The following is a 15,816-nucleotide window of genomic DNA, read 5'->3' as shown; positions in this document are numbered from 1 at the left end:
TCAACCACCTGCGCTCTCTGCAATTTATCTAAGGGGGGAAAAATACCCCTATTCACGGTCTGCCACACACAATAGTGAAGAGAAGCTCTAATTTTATTTTCTGATCTGATAAATGATACTGTTAAACCAAAACAACTTTATGGCATTTTCCATTTCGGTTGGTCGCTAAACGCCGGAATTCGTATCCTTTTCCTGACGAAGATTTAAAGCACTTACGCTTTTGATTTTCACTTGATAAACTGATAGCAGTCTCAGATATCCTGAGCATGAAAACGTGATGAGCAATCCCGGATGGATATGCTTTTGCCATAAAAGAGCAAAAGCGGGTTATTATATCGAAACCAAACTAAACAAGCACCAATGACGCCACTGCGTAACCACCGGTTACTGTGCATTGTAATTTATGCCAGTATCTTTCTTGCTTCCTGTGTACAGGGAGGCGGTTCCCGAACCGATGCCGATATTCCGGACACGACAGCGCGGCCGGCAGTTCAGACTGTAACGCCCGATTACAATGTGTTTGTCGAAACATCCGGAAGCATGACCGGGTATTTGAACGCGAATCCTTCCGGGTTTGTAGAAACGGTCACTTCTATTGTTACATCTGTCAAGTCGTACAGATCGGAGGGATTGCTGGACGGTCTGAACCTCTTTTACCTGGGAGCCGATCAGAGTAAAGGAATGAAAGATTTCCAGGAACGAATGAAAACTTCTTCGTTCAGCAATATTGCTACCGGTATTTCAGACTTCGACATTTTTTTTGATACCGTATTGAGCCATGTATCGGAGAAAGGTGTTGCCATACTCATATCTGATATGATTTTTTCTCCGGTTAAAAAAGCGCAAAAAGATATACTCAATTACCTGTCAAATCAGAAAAACGGCATCTACGATAAGTTTGATACAAAACTCGATTCGATTCGCATATCGACACTGTTGCTCAAATACAGTTCAAAATTTACCGGTAATTATTATAATCAGCAAGGAGGTAAATATGCCATTGATACTCCGCGGCCCTATTATATCACCATCGTCGGTAAACCTGAATTTATTGACGCCCTGATCACAAGGATTGACTTCAGCAGTTTCAGGGGCTTTGAAAAGATGCATTTATTTGAAGCACCAGCATCAAAATCCCTGGCGAAGATTATTTATGACAAAAAGCAAAGCAGGGGCTCTTGTGAATTCGAAAAGCCGGCGACCAGGCTGGAGGTTTATCATGCAAAGGCCGAAAATGGAGTGTTCCAATTCCCCGTGGCGGTTGACTTCAGTAATATTATAGCGGAGGAAGATTTTTTCCTGAATAAGGATAATTACCGTTTCTCAGCACAAAGCCTGAATTACGAGATAGCCGGTGTAAGCCGGATTAACGCTACCGAATCGCAGCACAAAGGTTACACCCACATTATCCAGGTAAAAACAGCCAATTTAAAGCCCGGCACACAGAAAGTAGAATTCGGATTGACAAACTCAGTTCCCGCCTGGGTTGCCGCTTCCAATACTGATAATGACACTGACATTAAGCAGGTGAAGGACTCTGCCAGGACCTTTGGTTTTTCCACGCTTATCGACGGCATACACCTCGCGTACAAAAACAAATACCGGGATACGGACCTTTTTCATATTACCATAACAGTTACTAAATAGAAATTATGAATTCAATTTTTGACACGATGTTCCGCTTAGGTTATTCCAATGACCTGCATGATCATCTTAAAGGTCTTGACAAAACCTGTAGTGATTTTACAGGGACATCTGTATATGCACTGGTTTTTTATGTACTGCTTGGCTCAGGCTTGTTGATAATGTTTAATTACTACAAAGGATTTTTTCACCGGCCCGGCTTCACCAGCAGGCGTACATGGCTGCTGCAGCTATTCGGTGCTTCCGCCATCGTGTTTGCATTGGCATTGATAAAGAGTTTATCTGACCTGAATAGCGGCAATTTCTGCCGGGATTTGCGTTTCGATAGTTCCGACTGTGTTTTATTCGCTTTTACCTGTGCATTGTATTCCCTGCTTTTCACTTTCCTTCTTTCACTGGTTTTAAAGTTTCTCAGTATCCATCACAAGCGTATACCCTTCTAATCTTTTTTTATGGCTAAACTTTTCATTTTTGCTATAGGAGGCAGCGGATCAAGAGTTGTTAAGGCATTGACATTCCTGATGGCTTCCGGCGTGAAACTAAACGCAGACACAGTTGTACCGATTGTTATCGATCCGGATGATGGAAACGGTGACCTTACGCGTACCGAAGAAATTCTCCAGTTGTATAAGGCTATCTATGAAAAAGGCCACTCGCCAGCGTCGACTTTTTTCGGCAACCGGATCAACTTCCTGGATGAACTGGGTAAGAATGGGTTTGTGTCGGATAATGTAAGAGGAGAAATCGAAGGCGTCCGCGACCATTTGTTCAGGGAATTCATCGGTTATTCAGAGTTGGACCTTGCCAACAAGGCGATCACTTCCCTGCTTTTTTCCAAACTGAATCTTGACGCCGGTATGGACGTTGGATTCAAAGGAAATCCCAATATCGGAAGCGTAGTGCTGAATAAGTTCAGCAATTCCGGCTCTTTTACAAAAATGGCAGAAACCTTTGGGCCCGATGACCGGATATTCATCATTAGCTCCATATTTGGCGGAACGGGTGCAGCCGGTTTCCCACTCATCCTCAAAAACATCCGCAACGCGGCTCCGCCGGTAGCGAATCACGTAAGCCTCAACAATGCTAAAATAGGCGCAGTTACCATTCTCCCTTATTTCAATGTGAACGGATTGGGTACGAAAACTTCCATCGACAGCAATACATTCATCACTAAAACAAAGGCTGCTTTAAATTATTACTCGCGTAATATAAGTGGCAATAAGTCGCTGAATGCACTTTATTACATTGGCGACAACATGACCAATAACCGGATTGAAGGTGCCGACGGTGCTGCAGATCAGAAAAACAATGCACATTTCATCGAACTGGCCGCTGCTTTATCGATTGTTGACTTCATGGAAACGGACGATACGGTATTGCCGGTGGAAAATGGCCAGGCCATTCAGCCCCGGCATTTCGAATTTGGGATCGAGGAGGATGTACCCACCATAACTTTTAAAGAGCTTTCCAAAGCTACTCATCATACGCTCGCTTTACCGCTTACGCAATACGCGTTGTTTCAGTTGTTCCTGAAAAATCATTTTCAGGAAAAGAAAACCCAAAAGTTTGCTGTAAACGGCAACCACAAATTACAGGAGCAATATCTGGACAAAAGATTTCACCAGGACCTGGAAAAATTCAACACGCATTTTGAAGACTGGCTGAGAGAGATGTCGGCAAGTACCATCTCCTTTAAACCGCTTAATATGGACGTGAAGGGTAACGATATCTTGAATCTTGTAAGCGGAAGTCCGGAGAAGAAGAAAGGTCTGTTCTCGTTTTTAAAGGAGAATGGCCTCGAATATTACGTATCCGTTTTGAATAAGGTGGAAGAGTACAAGAGGTTTGATGCCATGGGCAATTCCAATAGAAAACTACTGGCTGTTTTTGCAGATGCAACAAAGCAGATTTCTTCAGAAAAGATCAATTTATAAACACGCATTTTTATGGGCAAGATATTTCGGTTACATACGGGTGGTTCTGATACAATACGAGATTGGTCAAGGATCAATTCGCATCTTACGGAATCCGTTATCGATACCATTGAAGATCCGGCAGGGGCGAATTCTGCCAAACAGATCACGTCGATCCCAAGTCCGTTTGCACGCATCGATCTGGCGCGTGTGGCTTTCAAACAGGTGGCTGCGGGTAAAGCGCTTAACGGTGATACCATCTATCACCGGATCGTATCGGATTGCCTGGATGCAGGCCAGATCTTTTTCAGCCTGCCCGCGCTGCGCGACCGTATAGAAGTAATAGCATGGAACCCTGGCATTATACAAGTGGACAATGGATTCAGGATCGAACAAGAAAGCGATCTCGGCCGGCTGATTCATTCCCGCAATGAAAAGCACCGACTTTATGGAAAAACACTCGGGTTGTTTTTATCGCAGGACTCCAAGACCTATAATTTTTCAGAGCTGAAGCGGATGTATTTTTTGAATTATAAAAATGGTCCTGATCCGATCAATATCATTGGCGGCACCTCTCCTTCCACACTTTTCTTTTCTTCCGCCAATCCTGATCTGGCATCCTATGTAGATATACAGTTCGGGCAAGACCGGATGTTTGATCAACGCTTTTGCCCGCTCAGTGGCCGTAGTTCCGATTTTATTCTTTATTGCTATTCCCTGCAGCATTCAATTCCGTTTTTCGCCTCCCGTTTTGCCGAGTTAAACAGTTACCTGGAAGAATGTTTTCAGCATCTTCAAGCAGACCTGAAAGAAGAGATTCGTACCTTCTCTGATCCTGTACGGCTGCAAGGATATACCAGCCGGCTGGCAGAAACGTTCATTGATCACCCGGGAAATAATGTCGAGATATTCGGCTATCCGTTTCGCAGTAAGGTGACTGAGCGCGTACAGAGCGACTTTGAAATCCGGGCTACCAAGACAATCGCTATAAAGCCGCTGGTATTGCCCAATGAACAGTTCAACGGTCTTTTAAATTATGCTGAAGGGAAATGGCAGCATGACTATCGTTCGCCGTATTTCGATCCGTTGCTGCCCGGAGAGCGGGTACTGCCGCATCAAACCCATGTGACATACCCTTATCTTACCGTAAGCGATCTGCTGGAACCTTATCTTATTAAGCTTCCTTATCCTTTAAATGCGGATAAATTCTTTAATGGTAATTACACATCAGATGCCAACGGTTATGTGACGCCATTAAAGAAGGAATTCTTTAAATATTTCTCACTTACAGACCTGCAAAAGCCGCTTCCTGATGGCAAGCGCATGTTTGAACTTCAGCAATTGCAGAAGAATGCCGTAAAGGCAATATTAAGAATACCTGTTCGGGCTGACGGTCACTATATAGAATTTTACAGGAACTATACCGCCAACCAGTTCACTGATAAAATACAGCAACCGGACGAGGCGAACAACAAAGGTATAATCGTTGACAATCAGTTTGGCCTGAGCATTTTTCCTTTCATCAAAACGGGCGACGACAGCAACGCACATTACCGGGTGATGTTTGTAGACCGGGATATACATCCGCTCACGAAACACAATGAGTATTCACTCAGCTTTTACAAGGATGCGGCAGGTACTGATGCGGTGCAACCGCTGAACAGGAAGCTGCGGAGTAGCAAACAGGTGAAAGGACAGGATGTTAGCTCCACTTATTACATACTGGAAAAGGAATTTGATTTTATAGAAGTCAGGAACAGTTCCGGTGCCGGCGGTATACTTATTCCTGCTTTCAGTCAGGCGGCGGGTGGAAGCAAGAAGTTTTCTTTCGCTATTGATTTCGGAACCACCAATACACATATCGAATACAAAACCGACAGCGAGAAGGAGAAGCCCTTCGAAATAACCGAAAATGACATTCAAGTCGGTTCATTGAATTACAATGACCAAAAGACAATCGATTTGCTGAAAAATCCGGCGTTGGGGTTTGGTGCGGATATTCTTATACGGCTGATTCCGCTGGAATTCGTTCCGGAGAAAATAGAAGCAAGGTCTAATTATTCTTTTCCGCAAAGGACGGTGATTGCAGACAGCGGCAACTTCAATGTGGAATCGGATTCCACATATTCCCTCGCCGACTTCAATATTCCGTTTTCTTATCTGAAGGAAACGATACCGCCCTACATCGAGGTAACCGGCAATTTAAAATGGTCTGATTTTAAAAACGACAGGAAGCTGAAGGTGCGCACGGAAAAGTTCATCGATACCTTGTTGTTATTAATAAGGAATAAAGTGCTCCTGAATGGCGGTAACCTGGCGGAAACGGACATTGTCTGGTTCTATCCATCCAGCATGTCGGAATACAGACGGGGCATATTTCAGGCTACTTGGGAGGAGCTGTGCGGCAAATACATCAAATCCAACAATCCGGTCCGCAAAATGTCGGAATCGATAGCTCCATTCTTCTACTACAAAGAGCGGGCGGGTACAGCTGCTTACGACAAACCCGTTGCCTGTATCGATATTGGCGGCGGCACAACGGATATCGTTATTTTCAGAGACAACAAGCCTGTTCACCTCACCTCTTTCAAATACGCGGCCAACGCCATTTTTGGGGACGGGTACGGCAACTCGCCTCGTTCTAACGGATTTATTGCTAAATACGGACCGCTGTTATTGAAAAGTCTCGACAATTCTTCGGTTAAAGAACTGGGCCAGGTGCTGCGCGACCTCGGTAAAAAACACGCGAAGTCGACCGAAATGATTGAATTCTTTTTTTCGATCGAAAACAACCGGAAGGTGAAGGATAATAACGTGCCGATCTCTTTTGCCCGCGATCTTTCACAGGATACCGATCTGAAAATTGTGTTCCTGTTTTTCTACGGAAGTATCATTTACCACCTGGCGAGTCTTATGAAAACCGAAGGATTGGAACCGCCCAGGTTCATCAACTTCAGCGGTACCGGTTCGAAAATTCTCAATATTACCGATCCCACTCCCGGTATCAGGAAGTTGACGGATTTTACGAAAATGATCTTTGAGGATGTATATGCTACTGCGCTCACGGAACCAATGGAGATCAAACAATTCGCCGAGCCAAAAGAGATTACCTGCAAAGGCGGACTGCTCTGCGGCGATTATGCCGGCGTCGATGAAATTGAGGAGAAGATCAAAACGGTGCTGTTGGGCGACAATAAGCAAACGATCGTTCCGAAGACCTCCGTTTCTTATGCAGACCTTGAAAATGCTGACCTCCAGCTGGCCGTTACCACAGAAGTAAGCGGGTTTATCGACCGGTTTTTCGGCTGGAACGAGAAGTTTAATTTCAACAGCAAATTTGGCATCAATCCCTCCATGTTCAGTAAATACAAGGAGTGGCTCAGGGAAGATATGCGTCAATACCTGCTGGCAGGTATCCGGGAAAAAATGGATGATGTGCAGGAGAATGCGGCATCCAATATCGAGGAGACACTGTTCTTCTACCCACTCACCGGGGGGCTAAATAAACTTGCGCACAACATCCAATTGCATAAAGATTAAAACCAAAGACGATGCGGGCATCATTAATATCAGCAATTCTTTTTTTCTGTTCCTTAAACCTGTCGGCCCAGAAAGATGACAATCATCTGGAGCGTGCCCGTGACTATGTCAATGCCAGGGTTACGTACCTGATGTTGACGGAGTTTGTAAAAAACAACAAGACCGACCTGAATAAATGGGATACGCTGAAGAAAGTCCTGGAGGAGAATACTATCGAGACTGTATTGCAGTACAGGGTGCTGTCAACCTCATTGAACAACGGGTTTACGGCAACGCGGTCAAAATTATCAGCGCCGATAAATATGCTTGATATCAGCAGGTATTCAGCCGCCAGCCCCGACAGTGCTACTGCAGGTCTTGTTGACAGCGCATTCCGGATTCTTAAGCGATCATATCCTGACATTTACTCTTCGGTTGAGCATTATAAAACAACCTTAATTGAAGAGGTCGGGAAGGTCTTTCCCAAGGAGAACGAGAAAAAAGCGGACATCCCTGCAGCGGAAGTTGCCGGCGTTGACTATCCGCCCGTGGTTGAGAAAAAAGCAGGATTCTTCAGCCTGGACTACTTTAATTTCTGGACACTACTCGCGGTTTTCTTATCACTCGCCTCTATGATACTTGTAGCAGCTATTTTTAATAATTATCGTGACCACGAGAAAGAACGTAGTCGTGAAATGACCAGACGGGATAACGAGAATTACTATCATGCTTCAGCAATTACTGACAAAGATTTCCTCCGGTGCAAAGAATATATCGACGATAAAATAAGTGAGATCAACAAGTCGCTTGAGGTGGTTAACAGGGATATCCGAAAAAATGACCTTTCGGGTTATGAGAAAGAAAAACAATTGTATATCCCGCCGGTGATGCAGGAAGCTGAAGAGCGGCCGGATGTTTTTTACATGAGTTCTCCCAGCAACAACTATTTCCCCATGTCGGCAAAGTCACAGCAAAAAGAGAATACGCTTTACCGCTTTGTGCTGATGGCAAACCGGAATGAAGCACAATTTGAGGTAATCAATGACGGCGCCCCGGTCACACAGGCAGCTTATCATGCTTCCTCTTACCTTGAGCCGGCATGCGATGCGCAAAACTCGCCGGGTGCTGTTGTCAACCGTATAGTCACGGTGAAACTGGGTAAGGCCTGCTTCGATGGCGAAAAATGGATCATCAACTATAAAGCCGAAATCAGGTATGAGTAATTTTCAGACCATAGAAACGTTTGGCGTTGTAGTTATTATTGCTATACAGGTTTTGGTTTTTTTTAAAACCCTGTCGAAAATACGCGCCTTCAAAAGCACATTCGACGAATTACCTTCTGTTGTAAATGCCGCTATTCCCGTCAGCCATCTCAATTCAAAATCACCCGTTAATATTATAAACCAATATTCGCAGTACATACAGAACGGAAAGAATGTGGCCACAACGTCTGAAGGTTCTTTTCACCTGGAAGGTTTGGGGAATGTTGAAGAGGAAGACAAAAAAGAAATCCATCTTATTATTCCCGGTGATGACAGCAGCACCGAGTTGGAGGAAATAATCACATCGATAAATATTTACCTGATTAAAAATCGGGGTGCGTCGTCCGACTTCCATCTTATCAAAGATGTAGTGGAGCGCAATGCCGATACCCAGGAAGGGGAAATATCACATACAATCTCATTGCCGCTTTACCTCGGATTGCTCGGTACCATGTTTGGAATCGTTTTTGGCTTATTCAATATATCTGATCTGGGTGGAGATCTTTCCATGGCCAGCCAAACGGATGATAGTATTGCCGTATTGCTGGGAGGGGTGAAAATTGCCATGATAGCAAGTTTGACAGGACTTGCATTTACCATCATCAACAGCGGATGGTTTTACAAAGGGGCCAAGTTTAAACGAGAGAGCAGGAAAAACGAGTTTTATACGTTTATACAGACGGAATTGCTGCCGGTTTTGAATCAGAATATCAATTCTACATTGTATTCATTGCAGAACAATCTGTTCAGGTTTAACGACGATTTTTCTGCTAACATCGGGCGCCTGAATGTGATCATGAACAAAAATCATGATACGCTGGCCGCGCAGGAGAGAATTCTATTGGCGGTCGAGCGACTCGACGTAACGGAATTCGCCAAGGCAAATGTGAAAGTGCTGAAAGAGGTTCAAAGCGCCACAGATAAGTTTGCCGCTTTTAATTCTCACCTCGATAATGTGAATGAAATGGTTGCCAACTCCGGAAAATATGTGGGACAAATGAATGAGTTATTAGTGCGGACAGATAATCTGAGTTCCCTGGCTTCAAGGATTGTGGAAGCTTTTGAATTTAACCGGAAATTACAGGAATTTTTACAGCACCATTATTCTGCCCTGGAGAATTCCCAGCAGGTGTTTAACGAGAAACTTACCGGTGTGAATGATGTATTGTATCAGACGCTCGATCAATTGAAAGATTTTGTGCAGAGTAAAATAGTGGAGGTGCAGCAAATTTCCCTCAGGGAAATAGAGATGATCCGTGAACAGTATCCGGAAAAATGGAAGAGACTTGACAATTTGGTACACCTGGAGCCGTTAAGCAGGAATGTTGCGGACATAAAATCCGGTTCGGTTTCGCAATCCGAAAAGGTGAAATACGAACTGTCGCTGCTAAATGAAAAATTTCAGCAGGCACTAACCGAATTGGAGCAGATGAAAGAAGACAGGGCTAATACATTTTTCCGCCGGCTGAAAACCCGCATTTGGAAACGAGCAAAAACAGACTCCTGATGAAGGATAATCATTCTCATTTTTTCTGGCCCAGCTACACGGATCTCATGACAAGCCTTTTTTTTGTGATGCTGGTATTGTATGTACTGACCTATGTAAAACTCCGTTCAACTATTACACTGCAAAAGGAAAAGCTGACGATAATTGATGCGGTTGAAAATAATCTTCAACCCTTAAAAAAGGACACGGCACTTTTCAGGTACGAGTCTCAATACAAGCGATTCAAGCTTTCTTTCGATGTCAAATTTCCGACCAATGAATACAATATCAAAAATGTTGAGAACTATGTAAGCACGATTGCCAGGATTGATCAGGCCGGAAGGAAATTAAAGCAAGTGATTGATAAGTTGAAACAGGCAAAAGATGCCAATCCAGGATTAGAGAATGTGTCGTATATCCTGGTGATAGCCGGTTATGCCTCAAGATTCGGAAGCGAAAACCACAATTATGTTTTGAGTTATAACCGGGCTTTGAGTCTCTGGAGTTACTGGCGCTCGAAAGGGATTGATTTCGAAGGAGGGGAGTATGCAGATCTGATCGATTTGCAGATTTCCGGCAATGGATGGGGCGGGATTGGAAGAGTATTGGATAATGAACACAACAACCAGCGATTTCTGATACAGATTTTTCCAAAAATCGGCGATATCAATTAGCAGGCTTAGTGAATGATACGAAGCATCTTTGCTTCCTTACTCCACAACCTGATCTTGCCGTCAATACTTGTTGTGATAATGGAACCGTCTTTTTCATTCCAGTCGATTCCCCACAACAAACCTGTTGCTGTGCCAGTATGTAGTAGTCACGGCTTTATTCCAGATCCGCAGTGCCTCGCTCGCGGTGGCCAGCCTCTCGCCGTCTTTGCTCCACTGGATGTTTCTGTATTCTGCTTTACTGCCCGGTAAAGTTTTGATAGGCTAAAGTCAACTTCGTATATAACTCAAGGATGTGCAGGCCCGTTGGTCTGGAGACCAACGGTGGCGTGATGTCGGATTGATAGGCTTTAAAATCTTCCGAGCAGTTATGGTCTTGGAGACTAACAAAGGTGGTATAATGACAGCCCACGAAGGTGATGAAAAGATTCCGCTGTTGGTCTCCAGACCAACAGCGGCGAAAGAATGAACCTTTGATGTTTTTTTGTTGGTTTGAAGACCAGCAAAGGGCTGTTTATATCACCCCAAACTTCTCCAATCCATTCCAGATCCCGTTATTGTCCGTATCGTCCGTCACATAATCTGCCACATCCTTCACGCGTTGCGAAGCATTGCCCATTGCCACGCCGATACCCGCATGTTTGAGCATCGTCATGTCATTTCCGCCATCGCCGAAGGCCATTGTTTCAGCAACTTTGAGCGAGAAGTGCCGGCAGAATACATCGATGCCGACTTGTTTGCTGACCGCTTTCGGATTCACATCCATAAATACCGGTGTCCATCTTGAGGCCACGCAGTTCGGCATCACGGTTTGCATAAACTGTTCTTCGTTTTCCGGTGTAATGAAAACGTTGGCCTGCAGAATGTCTGACGTGTTCAATTGATTTTTGTCGATCAATGGCGGTACCGGCAGTTTTAATTCTTCATGCAGGATTTCTATATCACGTGTTACGTGGCTTGTCATGGTGGTGTGCTGCGTCATCAGCACAAAAGGAATCGACGGTGACGTGGTGTGATTTAAAAGTCGTGTAATATCGCCGGCATCGATCGTTTGTTTGTGAAGCAACTGTTCTTCTTTTGAGAGGCAATATCCTCCGTTAAAGGTTACAAAACCATCAAAATCCAGGTGCTTCACATGGTCGAGCATGGTGATGGATCTGCCGGTTGCCGCAATGATTTTGATGCCTTTTTCTTTCAGGCTTTTTAATGCTTTTTCTGTTGAAGCAGGAATAGAACGTGTATGAAAACTAATCAGTGTACCATCCAGATCGAAGAAGACCGCTTTTATTGGATTGCTCATTACTTCTTTTAAAATTGAAGTGCAAAGATAAGTCAGCGCGATCCCGGTCGTGTTTTTTCAATGTTAAGAGTCACAAAAAAAGAGGCTGTCTCCCAGGGACAGCCTCTTTTTTTATTCTATAAACTACTTAGTGCACTACGGAGAACTTCTGTGCTACTGATTCTTTTTCATCGCTGATCACTACGGTATAAGTACCGTTGGCCAGCATCCGGGTATCCAGTTCGGTAAAGCTCGTATTACCCGGCAGTTTCTTTTGCTGCAGCAGTTTGCCTGTCATGTCATATACGGCAATAGATGGGAAGCGCATTACTTTGTTGAAATGAATCGCTGCCCGCTGATCGGCAGGGTTCGGTACGATTACAAAACCATTATCCTTCTGCGTGAAGGTAACTACGCGGACCACAGAATATTTATATTGCTGGTCAACATCTACCATCCTGAGGCGATAGTAGTTACTGCCCTGCAGCGGCCTGTAGTCGGTAAGCCTGTAAGCGTGATTGCCACTGAAGCCGGCTGCAACGGTATCGATCGGAGTCCAGGAGTTGCCGTTGGCGCTTCTTTCCACGATGAAAGATTCTGTATTCACTTCTTCGGTTGTCTGCCAGGAAAGTAACACCTGTTGACCTGCCTGCACAGCGGTAAAGTCAAGCAGGTTGAGCGGTGTTACTATCAACTGGCGTACAAATACAGGGTATGCGGCGGTGTCGAGCAAGGCATTGCTGCCGTTGTAGAAACCGGTTTTTACAAAAGTACCACAGCCATTCAGCGAAAGGATATTGTCGATATACCAGCCGGTAAAGGCAATACCGTTATCGGATGTCATCCGGAAACGTACCTGGACATTTTGGCCTGCGAATGAACTGAGGTTTAATGTAGTCTTGATAAACGTACCGTTGTTGCCGCTAAATGCACGGCGTCCCGACAGGATGGTTGAGGCGTCCATGGCTGTCGTGTAACCATTCTGTACGATATAAGGAGCGGCATCGATCCAGGTAGTACCGTTGAAGATTTCGATGACTCCGCCGTCATAAGGGGATTCTGTTTTATAATAATGATAAAAGGAGAATACAGAAAAGGCTCCCGGCATGAAAGGATCGGTAGACAACGCAAAGTTAGTGGGGGTCGTGAGGTTAGGAGCAAACCAGGATGCGGCGCCTGTATAGGCCATCGTAGTGGAACTGCTCCAGGTCCCTGCGCCGGAGAGTACTACGGGTGTAAGGTTGCCGGTAGTGGCACCATCCCTGTTGTCATTCACCAAGGAGTCTACTGCACAGCCGGTCATGGTAGCCCTGAGGGTTACGCTGTAGCTTTTTGTTTCATTGGCAATGGCAAAGTTGAGCGGACCAGACGTTACAATATTCCCGCTGAGCGTACCGCCGGTACTGCTTACATATTCAAAGCCTGCGGGTATGGTGTCCCGTATAATATAATTATTGGCAGGTACCTGGCAATTGCAGGTGGCAGCGTGGGTGATGGTAACAAGATTGCCCGAGTTGACAATCTGCGTTTCCATGTTTTTGTTGAACCACACACCTGCCGGCAGGTCGGTTGCTACTGTCTGGTCATTAGCGCTGGTTGAAAATCCCTGCCGTGCGCTGAAGCCCATGCCTCTTCTGGCAAATGCATTCCAGATAGCACAACGGTAAGTGCCGTTATACAAGATAGAATCTGCCGCCAGGATTGCGTTGCGGGCGTCAATGAAACCGGGCTGACAGGGCTGGAGTTTCAGTCCGGTCATTACAAGCTTCATGGCTATGATGTTGCCACCCGTGCCTGCGCTGTTATACAGGTTGGGGGTAATGGAATTGGTTTGCTGGATGATATTCCAGGTCATGTCCCAGATGGCGGAGCACCATACCTCACCATTGTCGTGTACACTGGTACCTGAGTTCAGTGCTGCATAGGTAAGCGGATTGACCGCCATGTTGGTAGAATAAGGGTAACGGCGGAAACCCGTGCCGCTTGTAGACTGTGACAGATCATAAGTGGCAATGGTGCGCGGGTTGGTGCCATCGCTAACAGTAGCTGTTGCCCAGTTGGTCGTTAACATCAACGCGATATAATCGCTCCAACCTTCACCTCCTTGTTCAGCATTGCCCAGGCAACTGGTGTTAAAAGTGCCACCGGTAAGACGGTTGGAAACGCCATGCCCGTATTCATGCGAAATCACGCCATTGTCCAGGTTGCCATCTTTATAAATGCCGGACGTCATGGTAACGGTTACGGGTATTGCTGCGTTGAGCTGGTTGATGATAGCGGTTGCAGTATTGGCACCGATGGAAATAGCCGGAATAGTAATCGTGGCATCGGTACCGCCCATCGCCAGCGGTGTATTGTTGGCGCTATATACGATGACTGCGCGTGCACCAGCATTCTGAGCGCTTTTTATCTTGAAAGCATAAGTGGTACAGCCGGTTGCACCAAAACCATCTATCATGGCAATGTTGCCGGCAATTGCTGCCGCATTAGTGGCAGGAGCACAACCGCGGTGGATAGTTCCGCCCGCATCATCGTTGTACAATACAACGTTGCCGGTTATCGTACCGGTGTTCATTAATTTATTCGGAGAGACAAGTGAATTTTCTGCTGCCAGGTAGCTGCCGGCGATTCCCGCCGGAGCAGTAATATTAAACCCTGGCGCCGAGGTAAAGAGATACATCTGCATACGGCCGCTCGTGCCATCTATTGGGGTGGCGAAGTTGGCATTGTTGTAACCCAGGCCATCCTGGCCGTGTGCCTGCACCGCATCATTGGCTACACCGCCGCGACCGAGGTTATCGGCCTGGAAGTTACCTGCTGCTTCGGTAAGGCCATATTGATACAGCAGATCATGAATGATATTATTCCAGTAAAAAAGATTGTCAAGCCCCGCCTTCTTGTTAATGCCGACATTCGCCTGCTGGTTGAAATCGGGTACGTTCACGAATGTGAGTGACGGTGCTGCCGTTGAAGATGTATCGGGCCAGTTGTTGGTGATGTTGGAAACATTCGTGTTTTCCACGTCGAGATGCGCAAACACGTTATTACCGCGGGTAATATTGTAATTGTTGGTGCCATCAAAATGCCAGCCATGTGTGGTGGCATTGTTACCGGCACCCGCTTTCAGCCAGGGTTCATTTTCTATGGCAAAACCGCCGAAGTTCGGGCTCTCGATCGGGTAAGGGATCACGCGGTAAGCGGCGTTTGTTACATTCGGAGGCAACTGCTGTCCGGTCTGCCGTATCGCGGGAAGTTCGATGGGTTTGAAAGATGGCGTGTACGATTGGTGCGAAAGAAACAACGGTGCCTCGGCCGTTGCGGTGTTTTCGTGCACGGTCCAGTTATCTTTTTCAATAAATGCTCCTGTTTGTGCATTCACGCGCACATTCCACCAGTCTTCGGTGGCAGCCACATCAATGTTGATGTTCCAGGCCAGTTGCACGGTTTTGTTGTCGCCGGAGGCTACCCATACCAGGCTGGCTTCTACCGGGCGGCGTGCAATACCGGGGGCATTAAAGAAGATTTTTTTCTCCGCGGCAAAACGGTCTTCTGTCACTACCAGGCTGGCAGGAGAGGGCAGCTCCAGGAATCGAGCGGCTTGTTTTACCGCATCTGCTGCGGATATTGCAGGAGTCGCGCTACCGGTCTTGCCATCGATATTATCCACGAAAAGTCCTGAGCTGTACAGGATAACGTTGTCCTTAATGGCGATGCTGATGAGTTTGTTGTAAACAGACAAATCCTTCTGCCGTTGTTGCAGATAAGCATACGTGATGCCGGTGGGTTCATCCCGATGGCTGCTGCTGATTGTGGCAGCATATGCATCTTTGGGAGAAAGGTGCAACTGGCCGGCATATTTTACGATTAACTGTTTTAGTGCGGGATCATCAGCTTGTTGAGCAGCGGCAGGTAAAATAGAAAGAAAAGCACACACGGCAGCCCAAAAGCAGCCGCGCAAACGGTCGGAGATTCTCATGTAAAGCAGCGTTTAGAGGTTATTTGGTATGCAAATCTAAATGAATATATGATCCAACTCACAGAA

9 protein-coding genes are annotated in these 15,816 nt (G+C 45.8%); 7 read left to right on the top strand and 2 right to left on the bottom strand.

What is annotated here, in order from left to right; translation table 11 throughout:
• Positions 1-360: 360 nt before the first annotated feature.
• The 7 genes from H608_RS0112295 to H608_RS0112265 are packed head-to-tail and all read left to right on the top strand — an operon-like array spanning position 361 to position 10,498.
• Positions 361-1,647 (top strand): hypothetical protein, encoded by a 1,287-nt coding sequence (locus tag H608_RS0112295; protein WP_028787931.1) that lies wholly within the window; start codon positions 361-363, stop codon positions 1,645-1,647.
• Positions 1,648-1,652: 5 nt separating this feature from the next.
• A complete protein-coding gene (locus tag H608_RS0112290; protein ID WP_028787930.1) occupies positions 1,653-2,087 on the top strand; it encodes a hypothetical protein in 435 nt (144 codons plus the stop codon).
• A 9-nt stretch (positions 2,088-2,096) separates the two neighbouring features.
• Entirely contained in the window at positions 2,097-3,578 is a 1,482-nt protein-coding gene (locus tag H608_RS0112285; protein WP_028787929.1) for a hypothetical protein, read from the top strand.
• Between the two features lie 12 nt (positions 3,579-3,590).
• Complete coding sequence (locus H608_RS0112280; RefSeq protein ID WP_028787928.1) at positions 3,591-7,097, top strand: acetate and sugar kinases/Hsc70/actin family protein; 3,507 nt, start codon at positions 3,591-3,593, stop codon at positions 7,095-7,097.
• Positions 7,098-7,108: 11 nt separating this feature from the next.
• Complete coding sequence (locus H608_RS0112275) at positions 7,109-8,299, top strand: hypothetical protein (RefSeq protein WP_028787927.1); 1,191 nt, start codon at positions 7,109-7,111, stop codon at positions 8,297-8,299.
• On the top strand, positions 8,292-9,845 hold the full coding sequence (locus H608_RS0112270; RefSeq protein ID WP_038008383.1) for a MotA/TolQ/ExbB proton channel family protein: 1,554 nt from the start codon (positions 8,292-8,294) through the stop codon (positions 9,843-9,845). The genes H608_RS0112275 and H608_RS0112270 overlap by 8 nt, the downstream gene beginning before the upstream one ends.
• Positions 9,845-10,498 carry an OmpA family protein gene (locus H608_RS0112265; RefSeq protein WP_155990148.1) on the top strand — a complete coding sequence of 218 codons (654 nt, stop codon included), beginning with the start codon at positions 9,845-9,847 and terminating at the stop codon, positions 10,496-10,498. The genes H608_RS0112270 and H608_RS0112265 overlap by 1 nt, the downstream gene beginning before the upstream one ends.
• A gap of 511 nt (positions 10,499-11,009) precedes the next feature.
• Here the strand turns inward: H608_RS0112265 and H608_RS0112260 are convergent.
• Entirely contained in the window at positions 11,010-11,795 is a 786-nt protein-coding gene (locus tag H608_RS0112260) for a Cof-type HAD-IIB family hydrolase (RefSeq protein WP_038008381.1), read from the bottom strand.
• A 127-nt stretch (positions 11,796-11,922) separates the two neighbouring features.
• On the bottom strand, positions 11,923-15,750 hold the full coding sequence (locus tag H608_RS23690) for a M36 family metallopeptidase (protein WP_051268264.1): 3,828 nt from the start codon (positions 15,748-15,750) through the stop codon (positions 11,923-11,925).
• Between the last annotated feature and the right edge of the window lie 66 nt (positions 15,751-15,816).

Origin of the sequence: Terrimonas ferruginea DSM 30193 (assembly GCF_000425585.1) — a bacterium.
GTDB classification, from domain to species: Bacteria; Bacteroidota; Bacteroidia; order Chitinophagales; family Chitinophagaceae; genus Terrimonas; species Terrimonas ferruginea.
Note: the sequence above shows the minus strand (reverse complement) of the source record. Positions and strands in the feature narration are given on the sequence as shown.

Coding starts and splice junctions, on each gene's coding strand:
- H608_RS0112295 (WP_028787931.1), top strand. CDS start 361: ATGACGCCACTGCGTAACCACCGGTTACTGTGCATTGTAATTTATGCC.
- H608_RS0112290 (WP_028787930.1), top strand. CDS start 1,653: ATGAATTCAATTTTTGACACGATGTTCCGCTTAGGTTATTCCAATGAC.
- H608_RS0112285 (WP_028787929.1), top strand. CDS start 2,097: ATGGCTAAACTTTTCATTTTTGCTATAGGAGGCAGCGGATCAAGAGTT.
- H608_RS0112280 (WP_028787928.1), top strand. CDS start 3,591: ATGGGCAAGATATTTCGGTTACATACGGGTGGTTCTGATACAATACGA.
- H608_RS0112275 (WP_028787927.1), top strand. CDS start 7,109: ATGCGGGCATCATTAATATCAGCAATTCTTTTTTTCTGTTCCTTAAAC.
- H608_RS0112270 (WP_038008383.1), top strand. CDS start 8,292: ATGAGTAATTTTCAGACCATAGAAACGTTTGGCGTTGTAGTTATTATT.
- H608_RS0112265 (WP_155990148.1), top strand. CDS start 9,845: ATGAAGGATAATCATTCTCATTTTTTCTGGCCCAGCTACACGGATCTC.
- H608_RS0112260 (WP_038008381.1), bottom strand. CDS start 11,795: ATGAGCAATCCAATAAAAGCGGTCTTCTTCGATCTGGATGGTACACTG.
- H608_RS23690 (WP_051268264.1), bottom strand. CDS start 15,750: ATGAGAATCTCCGACCGTTTGCGCGGCTGCTTTTGGGCTGCCGTGTGT.